The organism is Pseudomonas agronomica, from assembly GCF_025917275.1.
GTDB classification, from domain to species: domain Bacteria; phylum Pseudomonadota; class Gammaproteobacteria; order Pseudomonadales; family Pseudomonadaceae; genus Aquipseudomonas; species Aquipseudomonas agronomica.
The window spans coordinates 14,182-27,325 of sequence record NZ_JAOSHO010000030.1 but is presented as its reverse complement, the minus strand read 5'-3'; the positions used below and the strand labels follow the sequence as shown (position 1 = coordinate 27,325).

Annotated in this window: 11 protein-coding genes and 1 pseudogene; 7 read left to right on the top strand and 5 right to left on the bottom strand. The window is 62.5% G+C overall.

Features of this window, described 5'->3' with window-relative positions:
- A pseudogene (locus OC610_RS04860) lies at nucleotides 1-371 on the top strand (hypothetical protein); the annotation flags it as partial.
- A 29-nt stretch (nucleotides 372-400) separates the two neighbouring features.
- A complete protein-coding gene (locus OC610_RS04855; RefSeq protein WP_264426782.1) occupies nucleotides 401-1,456 on the top strand; it encodes a hypothetical protein in 1,056 nt (351 codons plus the stop codon).
- Nucleotides 1,457-1,488: 32 nt separating this feature from the next.
- On the opposite strand, the gene OC610_RS04850 is transcribed toward OC610_RS04855, so the two are convergent.
- Genes OC610_RS04850 through OC610_RS04840 form a run of 3 tightly spaced genes read right to left on the bottom strand, consistent with a single transcriptional unit; the run spans nucleotide 1,489 to nucleotide 4,562 of the window.
- Nucleotides 1,489-3,450, bottom strand: coding sequence for an FUSC family protein (locus OC610_RS04850; RefSeq protein ID WP_408636540.1), 1,962 nt, complete (start codon nucleotides 3,448-3,450; stop codon nucleotides 1,489-1,491).
- Between the two features lie 2 nt (nucleotides 3,451-3,452).
- Nucleotides 3,453-4,361 carry an efflux RND transporter periplasmic adaptor subunit gene (locus OC610_RS04845; RefSeq protein ID WP_264426780.1) on the bottom strand — a complete coding sequence of 303 codons (909 nt, stop codon included), beginning with the start codon at nucleotides 4,359-4,361 and terminating at the stop codon, nucleotides 3,453-3,455.
- Between the two features lie 12 nt (nucleotides 4,362-4,373).
- Nucleotides 4,374-4,562 (bottom strand): DUF1656 domain-containing protein, encoded by a 189-nt coding sequence (locus OC610_RS04840; protein WP_264426779.1) that lies wholly within the window; start codon nucleotides 4,560-4,562, stop codon nucleotides 4,374-4,376.
- Between the two features lie 144 nt (nucleotides 4,563-4,706).
- Here OC610_RS04840 and OC610_RS04835 point away from each other — a divergent pair, with 144 nt between their 5' ends.
- The 4 genes from OC610_RS04835 (at nucleotide 4,707) to OC610_RS04820 (ending at nucleotide 10,080) form a co-directional block, all read left to right on the top strand.
- Entirely contained in the window at nucleotides 4,707-5,501 is a 795-nt protein-coding gene (locus OC610_RS04835) for an AraC family transcriptional regulator (protein ID WP_264426778.1), read from the top strand.
- A 113-nt stretch (nucleotides 5,502-5,614) separates the two neighbouring features.
- A complete protein-coding gene (locus OC610_RS04830; protein ID WP_264426777.1) occupies nucleotides 5,615-6,301 on the top strand; it encodes an HD domain-containing protein in 687 nt (228 codons plus the stop codon).
- A 378-nt stretch (nucleotides 6,302-6,679) separates the two neighbouring features.
- Nucleotides 6,680-7,120 (top strand): hypothetical protein, encoded by a 441-nt coding sequence (locus OC610_RS04825; protein ID WP_264426775.1) that lies wholly within the window; start codon nucleotides 6,680-6,682, stop codon nucleotides 7,118-7,120.
- 29 nt (nucleotides 7,121-7,149) lie between these two features.
- Nucleotides 7,150-10,080 carry a DUF4132 domain-containing protein gene (locus OC610_RS04820; protein ID WP_264426774.1) on the top strand — a complete coding sequence of 977 codons (2,931 nt, stop codon included), beginning with the start codon at nucleotides 7,150-7,152 and terminating at the stop codon, nucleotides 10,078-10,080.
- 30 nt (nucleotides 10,081-10,110) lie between these two features.
- Here OC610_RS04820 and OC610_RS04815 read toward each other — a convergent pair whose 3' ends face one another.
- Entirely contained in the window at nucleotides 10,111-11,277 is a 1,167-nt protein-coding gene (locus tag OC610_RS04815; RefSeq protein ID WP_264426772.1) for an MFS transporter, read from the bottom strand.
- A gap of 95 nt (nucleotides 11,278-11,372) precedes the next feature.
- Between OC610_RS04815 and OC610_RS04810 the strand changes: the two genes are divergently transcribed.
- Complete coding sequence (locus OC610_RS04810; protein ID WP_264426770.1) at nucleotides 11,373-12,266, top strand: LysR substrate-binding domain-containing protein; 894 nt, start codon at nucleotides 11,373-11,375, stop codon at nucleotides 12,264-12,266.
- 22 nt (nucleotides 12,267-12,288) lie between these two features.
- Here the strand turns inward: OC610_RS04810 and OC610_RS04805 are convergent, their stop codons facing one another.
- A complete protein-coding gene (locus OC610_RS04805; RefSeq protein WP_264426769.1) occupies nucleotides 12,289-13,080 on the bottom strand; it encodes a GntR family transcriptional regulator in 792 nt (263 codons plus the stop codon).
- Nucleotides 13,081-13,144 lie beyond the last annotated feature (64 nt).

Here is a 13,144-nt window from a genome sequence, read left to right as displayed (position 1 = left end):
GCGCCGCCCAGGCGGGTTTTGTCGCCTTGACCTGCACCGCCAACGGCTTGGACAGCAGTGCCTGCTTCACCAACTTTCGCAAATACGCCCAGACCGACTTCGGTATTGCCCAGGGCACCACCATCACCTGGCCGATGATGTACCCCAACGTGTTGCGCTTTCACTACCTGGCATTCCCCGCCATGTCGCGCTATATCCCGCTGAATCAGCCCGACGCCATCAACGGCGCCAAGAACCCGATCCTCGCCCGCACCTCGGATGCCTACAAAGGCACCACGCTGTTCATGCCCGTGGTGCGCTCGATGTCGCCCTGCCAGCGGGCGCTGCTGCGGGCCTATCTCACCGGTGAACCGTGGCAACCGCCGCAATAACCGCGCCCCTTTTTTCATGGAGAGAACCGATGCCCGCGCCCCTACAGATCCCCGCGCAACCCGACGAACGCCTGCGCCCCAGCACCTTTATCGCCGAGGACCTGCTGAACCCTCGCGGCCTGAGCCTGCACGCCGACGGCAGCCTGCTGCTGACCGAGGCGGGCTCGGGCCTGCCCGACCAGCCCTTCAGCGGTCGTATCAGCCGACTGCGACCCGATCCGCACAACCCTGGCGCCTACCTGCCCCGGGAAACACTCGCGCAGGGCTTCCGTGCCATGAACATGCAGGCGCGAATGCTGCGCGACGAAATCATGGGGGTGTCGGACATTGCCTGCGGTGACGGACGCTGCCTGGTCAGCCAGACTGATTACGTCGCCGGCTCCAAGCTGCTGGACCTGCAATACACACCGCCTGAGCCCGTCTTCCATAGTCGTGGCAACCTCAATGCGTTGTGCTACCACCCGACCCGCCGCAGCTGGCTGGCCGTCAAGCCCGATACCAATCAGTTGGTGGAGTTCGCCACGGGCCAGGAAGAACGGGTGCTGGCCCAACTGCCCGAACTGGATCAAGGCCAGGAAGCCGTGCCCGTGACGCTGGCGTACGAACCGGCGACGGGCGCCGTGCTGATCAGCCTGTTCTCGGGCGAGCTGCACGGCGAGCCGAGCCGCAAGGGCATCGACTTTGCCGAGAAGGCAGGCCAGGTGATCCGGGTCTGGCCCGCCAATGCAGCGATCGACGTGCTGATTCGCGGCCTGCAACTGCCCACCGGACTGGTGCTGCGCCCCAATGGTCACCTGTTGGTGCTGGAACTCTGCGAGCGCCTGCAACAACCCCTGCTACCCGACTGGAACGGCGAACCCCTGCATGGCGGCTTTACCCGATTCAGCGGCCGACTGCTGAACTGCGACTTGCAGACAGCCCAGGTCACTGTGCTCGCCCGCGACCTGGATACCCCGTCCAACCTGTGCCTGTTGCCGGACGCGGTTGTGATCAGCGAAGGCATGGGGCTGGTCGGGCGGCCGTTGCCCACGCCAGATGAGCGCGTGGTGCCGTTAAGCGGCAGGCTTCGTCGGGTGTTGCTCTGACAAAAATCCCGACCGGATGCTGGGGTTCTGGCTCAGCGACGGGGATGTGCGAGATTCGCGTATTGCTCCAGCAGCCAAGCCAAGTGTTGATAAGTGATCGCCAGTGCATGCTCGCCAAGCCTGCTCATCGAGCTGGAGGTACGCCGTGCGTGAACGGCACCGATTGCCGGATGATGGGCATATCGAGCCACCCGCCGCGCGCCGGTTTGTGCACATCGGGCGATGGGGGATTTCGGATCAAGCCGGCTCGCTTTGCGCTGTAGCCGGCGCAGTTCCTTGCTCAGTAGCAACGACAAGTAGCCCGCCTGGCAAGCATGCGGATTATCGGCGCCAGGCAAACGCTTCAAGGCGACGATCCGCCCCTGTTGTTTCGCTTGCCATTTGGGGTGATTAATCGTGCCGCCCCGGCGAAGCAGCAGACGTGTTTCCTTGTGCAGTGAACGTTTCAATGCCTGGACGTGCCTGGCGGGATCCCTCGGCACGATCTGGAAGGCCAGGAGGCAGACCAGCATCGCGACGATCCAGGCGAACGCCTGGTTCGCGAAATCGGCGAAATCGTAGGACGCAGTTTCGCCGGTGCTCACCAACGTGTTGAACCCGATCAGGTAAGCGATGCTTTGCAGCGCATGGCGGGGTTGGCTCGTCCCATGGATTCCGAATGACCAGAACGCAGCCAGCACCAGCAGCAATAGAGGGAAACCGTTGATCTGTGGCAGCAGCAGGAATTTGCACAGCGCCGCCGCCAGAATGGCATAGAGAGTGCCGCGTATGAAGCTGGTTATGCCTTGGGCAGGCGCAGGGGCCGTCGCCAGTAATGTGCAGCATGGACCCAGGACCGCCAGCAGCGCGGGCCCTTGATCCCAACCGGTGAAATACCAAACCGTACCCGCGGCCAACGTGGCAAGCAGCGCCCTGACGCCGTTTCGCGCCGCATCAGCGTAATCGCGGTGATACCCGACGGCACGGACCTGCTCCCGGCGAGCGTGATCGAGGCTGGAGAAGTTCGACAAGGCCTCGCCCAGGTCCATCAGTTGTTCATCCAACCGTTCGCCGAGCAACCGCGCGTGGGGGTCCCCGTCAGCGCGATCATCCGCCAGGCGACGAAGGCGCCCCACCGAATCGGCGGCGGCGAGAAAGTCAACGCGGCGGTCCATCAACCGCTCACTCAGTTGTCGCAATTCGATGCTCAGTTGAGCCAGCAACGTCGGAGCGAGTCCGGCGTGCTGGTCGTCGAGGGACACATCAAGCACGGCGGATTGCAGATGCGCCAGGCCTGCCTGAATCGCCGACTGCCGGGAGCGAATCAACGGCGACTCGCCCCGGCCGAGCCCGAGTTGATCGTCCACCTTGCCGATATCCAGGGCCAGCGCGTGACGTTGCGTCGCCTGTTGCAAGGTCGGCTCGCCGGAGAGTGTCGCAGCGAGCAGCCGGGCACTGCGGACACAGACATCGACCAGCGCGCTGCGGATGTTGTTTTCCATCGTCCTGGGACTGAACAGCGTCACGGCCAGGCCCAAGCTAAGCACCCCGAGCGCCACCGCCGTGCCACGGGCCACGATGTGATCGAATCCCTGCTCCGGCGCGACGATGGCCGGCCCCAACGCCAGGCACACCGTGTAACCCGCCACCACCGCCGCCGTGGCCAGGTAATGGCGCAACACCGTCATCGCCCCCACGCACAGGCCCAGCCACAGCCCGATGCCCATGATGAACAACAGCATCTGTTGCGCGAACAGCCCTGTCAGCACGAATGCCGCCACCAGGCCGACCAACGTACCCAGCATGCGATGAAAGCCCTTGCCGAGAACGGCCCCTTGGACGGGCTGCACCAGCAGCAACACGGTGGATGCGCCGGAGAACGGTGACTCCAGGTGCAGTTGGAAGCCGAGCCACAGCGCCAGACCCGCCGCGAAAATACTGCGCATCACGTAGGGAAAAGTGACCGCCGTCCACGGCCGCGGAATCGCCGCGAAAAGCTGTTTCGCCGGATTCATCATCACATGAACGCCTGCAGCCACTGGGTCAGTCGCCAGCGCGCGGCGGTATCGGGTGACGTCACTTCGACGTTGGCGGTCATGCCCGCTGCCAGCTCCACCCCGTCCGGAACCTTGTCCAACTCGATGCGCACCGGTACACGCTGGGCCAACCGAATCCAGCTGAAGGTGGGGCTCACCCTGGGCAAACCGCTGTCGCTGCGCAGTTCGTTGGCGTCGGCAATCCCCCGGCCCATGCTTGCCACATGTCCTTCCAGCAGCGGGGCGAACCCCATCAACTTGATCGACACCGGAGCGCCGATGCGCACACCCGGCAGCTTGGTCTCTTCGAAATAACCGGTGACCCAGAAACTGTGCCCGTCGACCACGAACAGGTTGGTATTGCCCGCCTCAGCGTAGTCACCGGCCTGCAGCCGAAGTTGCGTGACATAGCCGTCCACCGGTGAACGGACAGTCGTGCGGTCCAGGTCAAGCCGCGCTTGGGCCAGCTGGCTGCGTGCCGCGTCCAGGCGCGCCTGGGCAACGGCCAAGTCTCGCGCCGCGTTATCTATTTCTTCCCGGGCGATGGCCTCGGCCAGTCGGGTCCGCCGCGTGAACTGCGCACTGCGCTGCTCGAATACACTGCGCGCCTCGGCGAACGCCGCCTCGCGCTGCTGCAGCGCCAATCGGTAGGCACGGGCGTCGATGCGATACAGTAATTCGCCCTTTGTCACCCATTGGTTGTCGCCGGCCAACAACTGCACGACCTGACCGGACACCTCCGGTGCTATACGAATGACCTGTGCGCTTACCCGCCCGTCCCGGGTCCAGGGCGCCAAGACATACGCCCGCCAGAGTTGCAGGCAGGACACCACGGCCAGCAAGCCAAGTCCCAGGGTGACGGCAGGCTTGAGTATTTTGGCGATAGACATGGCCGACCTCGCTCAGCAGTGGGTGACGATCGCCGAGACGACAATGAGCGACACGAAAAAACGGGCCAGCGCCGGGTGCCACGTCCCGTCCAGCCAGCGACGGGCCACGCGCTCGATGAGTTTGTAGACCAGGGCCGATACGCCCAGGTAGATCAGCAACGGAGGGAAATAGAGGTTGGCAATGGAGATTTCGCTGAGCATGGCAAGCACCGGGATTCGGAAGGTTCTAGCATTCGCCCGCCTCCTGTGAGAGGGCTTGTGGCTCATGCTAGGGAATGACCGCCGCTGCCGATATTGAGTACACTGCCAAAATATAATCAAATCCAGACAACCTTCGATCACGCCATGACCGACCTCCACCGCCTGCACGTCGATCAGTTCGAGTACGACAACCTTTCCCAACCCGCCGTGGCGCTGATGCTGGAACCCCAGCGCAACGACAGCGAATCGGCGACACACAAACACCGCAAGGGACAACTGGTGGTCGCTTATCGCGGGGGCATCGTGTGCACGGTGGAAGATGGCGTGTGGATGGTCCCGTCAGGGTTCGGCGTGTGGATTCCCGGTGGCGTCTCGCATAACAACCGTGTCACGGCCAACGGGCAGGTGTGTTTCCTGTTCGTCGAACCCGACGCCGCGTCGCTGCCAGAACGCTGTTGCACGCTGGCCCTGTCACCCTTGATCCTTGAGCTCATTCGCCACCTGAGCGGCCAGGCGCAGGATTACCCGGCCGATTCGCGCCCTGCGCGGTTGGCCAACGTGCTGCTTGAAGAACTTGAATCGGCGCCGACGGAACAGCTTTACCTGCCCTTGCCCGCATCGATCCCGCTTCGCACGATTGCCCGGGCGCTGGCGCAAGATCCCGCTGACCGCGCCACCATGGCGAGTTGGGCCCGGCATGTGGCCATGAGCGAGCGCTCGCTGGCCCGCCTGGTAAAAAGCGAAACCGGCCTTACCTTCGGCCAATGGCGCAAGCAATGGCAGATCATCGTCGCGTTGCAGAACCTGGCCGAGGGTCAATCGGTGCAGAGAACCGCCGAAGCGCTCGGCTACGAGTCAGTCAGCTCATTCATCAGCATGTTTCGCAAGACACTGGGCACTTCACCGGCACGCTATTTGCGCAATACCACGTTAAGGTAGTGGACAGGTCCTGATGCAGGGTGAAGAACACCTGTTCTACCCAGCGCAGACCTTCACTGCGCCGACAATGATCGACTGGGTGGAACGCTGGATTGGCACGCAGAGGAATACCAATGACGGAACTGCCAGATAGAACCGACCTGTTCCCGGCCGGGGGACATCGCAATCTCGCAGCATCTGATGACAGGGGCCTTGCCGCCTGGACTCGGGTCTGGGCGGAGCTCGGCGTCAGGCACGCACCGCGAGAGACGTTTGAAGAACTCATTCGACGCTATTGCGAGCCACACCGCGCTTATCACAACCGCCAGCATCTGGCGGAGTGCCTCCACGTACGGCAGCTCGTCAACGCCGCTTGCCAGGCACCCGCCGAAGTTGACCTCGCGCTGTGGTTTCATGACGCGATCTACGACCCCCTTCGCACCGACAACGAGCTGCGCAGTGCACAGTGGTTGGACGACGTGGCACGGGATAACGGACTGGACGAGGAAACACGACGCAGGCTTTACGACCTGGTCATGGTGACACGGCACGACGGTGCTCCAGCGACGGCAGACGAGGCGGTGCTGGTGGATACTGACTTGGCAATCCTGGGGGCCTCCTTCGAGCGGTTTGAGGAATACGACCGGCAAATCCGCCTTGAATATCAGTACGTGCCCCTGCCTGTGTACCGTCAGAAGCGGCGCGAGGTCCTGGAGGGTTTCCTGGCCCGGGAGCGTCTCTATACGACCGCCCCTTATTTCGAGGCATTCGAGCGGCAGGCACGGGCAAATCTTGTGCGGGCTATCGATCGCCTCGACTGAAAGCCGGATTCATGGACCTGTGGCGAGGGGGTTTAGCGAAACGTCGCACCGCCCCGTTGGGCTGCAGCGGCCCCGAAACTGCCAAATGCGGCGCTTCAGATGGACCGCATGCGCCGGTTCACGGCCGCTTCGCAGCCGAGCGGGAGCAAGCTCCCTCGCCACAGGTGTTCCGACAGTATTACGCTGCCGTCGGAACTGTTTCGCTCGGTCCTGAAGGAAACGTGGGAATAATCCGAGACACAGGCGTCAGGGAGGGGTATTCATGGCTCTTATCAAGGGGCTACGTGCCTGCTTCCTGGCCCGGATCAAGACACTGGCCCTGATGGTATATGCTAACGTGCCATCCGCCCGGCTGGTCTGGCTTGCAAGGAATGCATCATGGAGTTCGTGGTTCATAGCTATGGCCTGAAAGGCGCACGCCAGGAGCCTTTGCTGCCTCCTGTCACCCTGACTCCGACCTCATTGACCTTGACGGTCGCCGAGTTGATTCGCCTGGCCGTTGCCGAGCAGATCGCCGCATTGTTGGCTCAGCACTCGCTGCAACAAGCGTCGGTGCGTGAAGTGCTCGACCGCCAATACCTGAGCGAGCGGGACATTTGTCAGCAAGCCAGCGAAGGCGCGATAGCCTTGCCTCAAGCCAGCGCGTCTCTGGACGTGAATGTTGGCGTTGAGGCCGAACGAGCCTTGAAGGGCTTTGAAACCCGTGCGTTCCGCATTCTGCATAACGGCGTCATGCTCCAGAGGCTCGATGAGTCGATTGAATTGAGCGCGCCATCCACACTCGCGTTTATCCGCCTGCTGCCGCTGATTGGCGGTTGATCCTTGTCGCTCGCCCCTCGGAACCCCTCATGCAATCACGCCGTCCTTTGCCCGAACAAGCCACGCGCCTCGCTGCACTGCGAGTATTCTGCGACAAAGCGCTGGATGAGTATCCCGAGCTTAGCCCATATGACCAGTTCGCTCCCGATTTCTGGAACGGCATCGACGTTCTGCGCATCGCCGAGGACTGGGTCAGGCAGCATCCCGAGGATGGACCCAAGGCGCTGGCTGACGGTTTTGTGTTTCCGACCGTTTGGGACGACCTGGAGGACCTTCGCGATCAGCAGCGCTACGGCCTGCAATATCGAATCTGCGATGCCTGGATCACCGCCCACCCGGACACTTATGCGCTAGGGCAGATTGGCGCGCGGCTGCAGCACATGCTGCAATTTGCCCTCGAAGACAGTGACTATCCATTACCCACTGACGAAGATGGCCCCGCCTATTACCGCAGAAGCCCGGACCAGGCCTGGGCCTTGCCTGACGTCCAAGCCTGTATCCATCGCTTGAGCAACTACCCGTCCACCCCAACCTGGCAGACCTTCGCCGGATGGTTGCTGGATGGCAGCTGGAATCGCGAGCAGCCCCCTTCAGCGCCTGGGGAAGAACAACGGAAAATCGCTGACGCCTATATCTACGTGCATCAGGAAATCAAGCGCATCGCCTTGGGCTTGGTGGAAGCAGGCCGCCTCGATTACCCCCGCTTCGTCCGCGGGGCCAATACCTGGGGCAGCGCCATGATGTTCTACGCAGCCGACGCCGGGTTGGACAGCGATGATGTGGACCCGGATCGGTACACCCACGAAGCATTCGGTGAGGAGGACTCAAGCGATGAGAGTCCCGAAGACGAGGACGTCGATGATGAGTCGTTCCAGAATGATGATCTCCCCAATGAGGAACGCGCACCCGTGCACCCCGAACTGGCAAGCTTCACCGTTCGTTATGTCGAGGAAGCCTTGGCTGGATTGCCCGATAACGCCGAGAAGCTGGCTGACATCTTCCGTTCGGTAGAGGTGTATGACACCCGATGGATGCTGCAGGCCCTGGCGGTCATCGAGCGATTGGGCGCGACGCCCGATGACTTTTTCGACCGTTTCGGCGATACCGCCGCGGTGCTCGAACGTTTCCTGCTCCTTCAGGAGTTGTCCGAGGACCAATCGGCAGCACTGCTCGCCGCGCTGACCGACTTTTCCAGAAATACCCTGCTGACCGCCCTGCCCTACGCAGGACAGGCCAGCCGAATCGTGCTCGACGCGCTCGGCTGGAGTGACCTGCACACCTTTCAGCGCGAGTATCTGAACATTGCCCTGGCACCTCGGTCCGAATGGGGTACCGACCTGCCCAATACGCTTGATGAAACGGTGGGCGTGGTGGACCGCTACCTGCTGGACAAGGCGCTGGCCGAGGCGGACCCGGAGCACTTGCGCGACTACCTCGTGGCACTCGAGCATTCGCACTGGGCGTTTCCCGAGACGCGTGTACTGCTCGACGCGTACCGAGGCATCGGTCGACCGGCCTTGGAAAAGAAATTGGCCCGCCATGCACAGCCGGCCATGCGCATCTATGGCGTGCTGCCCGTCATGGATTCGGATGATGTACGCCAGCGCTATCTGACGTTGAAAAAACTGCACAAAGAGGTGCGTAAATACGGCGCTCAACGACAGGCCAACTCCCACGCAGCGGTGCAGGCGGGATTGGAAAACCTGGCGCGTGTCGCGGGTTACCCCTCGGCGATTCGCCTGGAATGGGCCATGGAATCGGAGATCGCCGAATCCGCCCTGACGGCTGCCACCATCGATGGCTATGACGTCACGATCGTCATCGACGGCTTGTCGCCGGCATTGCACATCTGCAAAGCCGCAAAGACCCTCAAGACCGCGCCGCCTGCGATTCGCAAACACGCAGACTTCATCGCGCTCAAAACGCAGCAGACCCAGCTCAAGGAACAGATCGCACGCTTGTGCAGGACCCTGGAAACAATGATGAGCAGCGGCGAAACCCTGGCATTGGCTGAGCTGAAGCCGCTGCTGAAAATGCCTGCGGTTCGCCTGCTGCTCGAACAGCTTATCGTGCAGGTCGACGACGCAGCGTTGGGTTGGCTCGATGCCGCAACGCTGACCGTGACTGACCTCGAAGGCCGGCGACACGTGGCCGAGAAGCACCTGCGTATTGCTCACCCTTTTCACCTGTTCACGGCAGGACAACTGTCGGCCTGGCAGAAAGAAGTCGTGACCCATCGCCGCGTGCAGCCATTCAAACAAGCCTTTCGCGAGTTGTACCTGCTGACACCGGCTGAGCGAGAGACCGCTCTGTGGTCCAACCGATTTGCCGGCCACCGCCTCAAAGGCAAAGTAGCCGCCCGGTTGCTTCAGGTCCGCAATTGGTCGACCTCAAGCGTCGAGGACATCTATTACGAGAGCAAAGAGCATGGTATTTACGCCCTGTTCAACTTTCTCGATACCGGCCACTACCTCTCCGAAACGGAACACTTCACCTTCGACACGATTGCGTTCCACCGCGACCAGAAAGCCATCCCCCTTGAGCAAGTACCGCCGCTGCTGTTCTCGGAAGTCATGCGCGACGCCGACTTGCTGGTCTCCGTGGCCTACGCTGCGGACGGCTACGCCACCAGCAACGAAACCTTGCAACGACGCGCCGAACTGGTCGGCGAATTGATCCAGGCGCTCGGGTTGCAAAACGTCAAATGTGAAGGGCATTTCCTGCACATCACCGGCCAGCGCGCCAGCTACCGCATCCATATGGGCAGCGCAGCCATCCATATCGAACCCGGCAACTACCTGTGCATCGTGCCCGTAGGCACCAGCGCCGAGGCGTTCTACCTGCCGTTCGCCGACACCGACCGGAAAATGGCCGAGGTGCTGAGCAAGATGTTCCTGTTGCTGGACGATATGGACATCACTGACAGCCAGATACTGGAGCAGATACAGCGCGGCGGTTGATGCCGGTCTTCGGCAGTGCGGCAGCAAACATCAAACCGCCGCAGCCGCAACCATTCTGGAACGCCAGGCGAAAGCCAGCACCATCAGCAGCCCCAGGCCCGCCATCGCCGCGCCGGCCAGGGAAATCGCCGGATAGCCCAAGCCCGCGTTGATCACCGCGCCGCCCAGCGCCGCGCCAATCGCGTTGCCCAAGTTGAAAGCGCCGATGTTCACGGCCGAGGCCAGATTAGGCGCGTCCTTGGCGGCTTCCATCACGCGCATCTGCAAGGGCGGCACCAAGGCAAAACTGGCGAAGCCCCAGATCAGGATGGCGATTGCCGCCGGGAGCGGCCAGCGCATCAGTACGGTGAACGCCAGCAGGACGAGAATCAGCACGCCCAGCGAAACGATCAGGGTGCGGTCTATCGAGCGATCCGCGGCCTTGCCGCCCCACATGTTGCCCAACGTCAGTCCCACGCCGAACAGCACCAGCATCGCCGTGATGAACGTGGCTGAGGCATGAGTCTCGCTGCTCAGGATCGGGGCGATATACGTGAAGACGGTGAACATCGCACCTGAGCCGACCACGGTCAGGGCCAACGCGCCCAACACCGGGCCACGCCCCAGTACCCGAATTTCGGCCAGCACGCCGATGCTTTGCGGCGCCGGCACGTTGGGCAAGGCGAACCACAGCGCCGCCATCGCCACTACGCCCAGGCCGGTAATTCCCCAGAATGCCGTGCGCCAGCCGAACAGTTCGCCAAACCAGGCAGCCAGCGGCACACCGCCGATCGTCGCCAAGGTCAGGCCCATGAACATCGCCGCAACCGCCCCGGCACGTTTCTGCGGGGCGACCACGCTGGCCGCGACGATGGAGCCCACGCCAAAGAACGCACCGTGGTTCAGCGAAGTCACCACCCTGGCGACCATCAGGCTGTAGTAATCGGTGGCCAGCGCTGACATCAGGTTTCCCAGGGTGAAAATCGCCATGAGTCCGATCAGCAGATAGCGCCGAGGAATCCTGCCGGTGGTCAGGGTCATCAGCGGCGCGCCGAGCAGTACGCCCAGGGCGTAGGCACTGACCAGCAGGCCTGCGGCGGGAATGGAAACGCCGAGATCTGCAGCGATCCCCGGCAACATGCCCATGGGGGCGAACTCGGTTACGCCGATGCCAAAGGCACCCATGGCGAGTGCAACAAGGGGTGGATTGATACGCATAGGAAGGCTCCTCATCTATGCCGCAAATGCTACGATGCGACCTTCTATGGCGGTAGATAGCCTTTCTTGCAAACACCTTTGCGTGCGGAGCACAAATGGACGTCAACGGCAGATCAGGTGAGATGGCGGTGTTCGCCGCGGTGGCGCAGGAAGGCAGCTTGTCAGCTGCCGCGCGTGCTCTGGGGCTGACACCCTCGGCGGTCAGCCGGATCATCGCGCGAACCGAACTACGGCTGGGCACCCGCCTGCTGTTGCGCACCACGCGGGCGATCACCTTCACCGCCGAGGGCGAGGCTTACCTGCGCGGCGCCCGGCGTATCCTGGCCGATATGGCCGAGGTCGAAGAAGCCGTCGCCGACCAAGGTGTACCCAAGGGCCGTTTGCGGGTCAGCGCAGCACTCGGCCATGGTCGACAGACGATCGTTCCCCTGGTGGCGGCCTTCAGCGCCCGCTACCCGAACATCGTCGTCGACCTCACCCTCGGCGACGAAGTGGTCGACATTCTCGGCGGCCAAGCCGATGTGGCAGTGCGCTTTGGTCATCTGCCCGACAGCCCGCTGACAGCGCGCCGGATCGGCGACACTGGCCAAGTGGTGGTGGCTTCGCCCGAGTATCTGGAGCGCCACGGCACACCGCAGGAACCGGAAGATCTGCTGCGCCACAACTGCCTGCGCTTCAATTTTCGTCGCGCCGAACCCAACTGGCCGTTCATCCGCGACGGCAGGGAATTCTCCCTGAAGGTCAGCGGCAACATCGAATGCAGCAGCGGCGAGGCGCTGGCACAACTCGCCCGGCTAGGCGCGGGTATCGCCCGTATCGGCGAGTTCACCGTAACCGGGGATCTGCAGCGCGGCGACCTGGTACCGCTGTTGGATGCCTGGAACCCCGGAGACCGGGAGCCGATCCATGCGGTTTTCGTTGGAGGGTCGGCAATGCCGGCGCGGGTGCGGGTGTTCGTGGATTTTTTGCTGGAACATCATCGGATGTGAGCGCCGGTCATTTTTTTGAAAATCAATGATCGCAATGCAGGCTATTGACCCGACTGTCCGCCAGTTTGAACACCACGCGTTGGGGATGGTTGATCGAGACCAGATATTCCACCGGCTGCCCTTGGCGGTCAAAGATCACACCTCGGTAGACCAGCGCGGCCGTCCCGGGCTCGACGTCGAGCAAGCGGGCCTCCTGGTCGTTCATCGTGGCGATGCTCAGCGTGCCCTCGTCACTTTCCATTTCGATCTGGTAGCGCGATAACAGCAACGCATACAACGAGGCCCCCTCGATCAGGTCTCCCGCCACGAGGTCCGGTGCGCGGGCTGCAGGGATGTAGCTGGTCTCTATGCAGAATGGCTTTTGATCCACCGTGCGCAGTCGCCTGATGGTCAGCAAGAGGTCGCCTTCCTGGATCTTCAGCAGTTTCGCCACGCGGGCATTGGCCTGGGTTTGTTCGAAGTAGAGCAATTTACTGCCCGGCCTGGCCCCCGCTTGTTCGACGACTTCGGCGATGCCTTTGCGCGCGACGGTATTGAGTGGCCGCTCGACGCCCGGACCGGTCACGAAGGTGCCGCGGTTGCCACGGCGCTCCAGGACCCCGCGATCGATCAGCGTTTGCAAGGCCTTTCGCAGCGTCATCCGGCTGATGCCCAGATGCTCGGCCAGGTCCCGTTCCGCCGGAATTCGTTCAGTCGGCCCGAACTCCGGGCGCTCCAGCATTTCCAGCAGGGCCTGGACGGCCTGCCAGGCCACCTGCTTGCGTTCGGGCGCCAGCAGGGCCACGTCGGAGGATTTGGAAGGACTAACTTTCATGGTCTACATCCTGGATTTATTTTTCTGTGCAACGGCGTGCCAACAGTACTCACTGAAACCATCG

What these genes read in the sequence shown, in the direction of transcription:
- OC610_RS04855 (WP_264426782.1), top strand. Translation starts at nt 401, where the DNA reads ATGCCCGCGCCCCTACAGATCCCCGCGCAACCCGACGAACGCCTGCGC.
- OC610_RS04850 (WP_408636540.1), bottom strand. Translation starts at nt 3,450, where the DNA reads ATGAATCCGGCGAAACAGCTTTTCGCGGCGATTCCGCGGCCGTGGACG.
- OC610_RS04845 (WP_264426780.1), bottom strand. Translation starts at nt 4,361, where the DNA reads ATGTCTATCGCCAAAATACTCAAGCCTGCCGTCACCCTGGGACTTGGC.
- OC610_RS04840 (WP_264426779.1), bottom strand. Translation starts at nt 4,562, where the DNA reads ATGCTCAGCGAAATCTCCATTGCCAACCTCTATTTCCCTCCGTTGCTG.
- OC610_RS04835 (WP_264426778.1), top strand. Translation starts at nt 4,707, where the DNA reads ATGACCGACCTCCACCGCCTGCACGTCGATCAGTTCGAGTACGACAAC.
- OC610_RS04830 (WP_264426777.1), top strand. Translation starts at nt 5,615, where the DNA reads ATGACGGAACTGCCAGATAGAACCGACCTGTTCCCGGCCGGGGGACAT.
- OC610_RS04825 (WP_264426775.1), top strand. Translation starts at nt 6,680, where the DNA reads ATGGAGTTCGTGGTTCATAGCTATGGCCTGAAAGGCGCACGCCAGGAG.
- OC610_RS04820 (WP_264426774.1), top strand. Translation starts at nt 7,150, where the DNA reads ATGCAATCACGCCGTCCTTTGCCCGAACAAGCCACGCGCCTCGCTGCA.
- OC610_RS04815 (WP_264426772.1), bottom strand. Translation starts at nt 11,277, where the DNA reads ATGCGTATCAATCCACCCCTTGTTGCACTCGCCATGGGTGCCTTTGGC.
- OC610_RS04810 (WP_264426770.1), top strand. Translation starts at nt 11,373, where the DNA reads ATGGACGTCAACGGCAGATCAGGTGAGATGGCGGTGTTCGCCGCGGTG.
- OC610_RS04805 (WP_264426769.1), bottom strand. Translation starts at nt 13,080, where the DNA reads ATGAAAGTTAGTCCTTCCAAATCCTCCGACGTGGCCCTGCTGGCGCCC.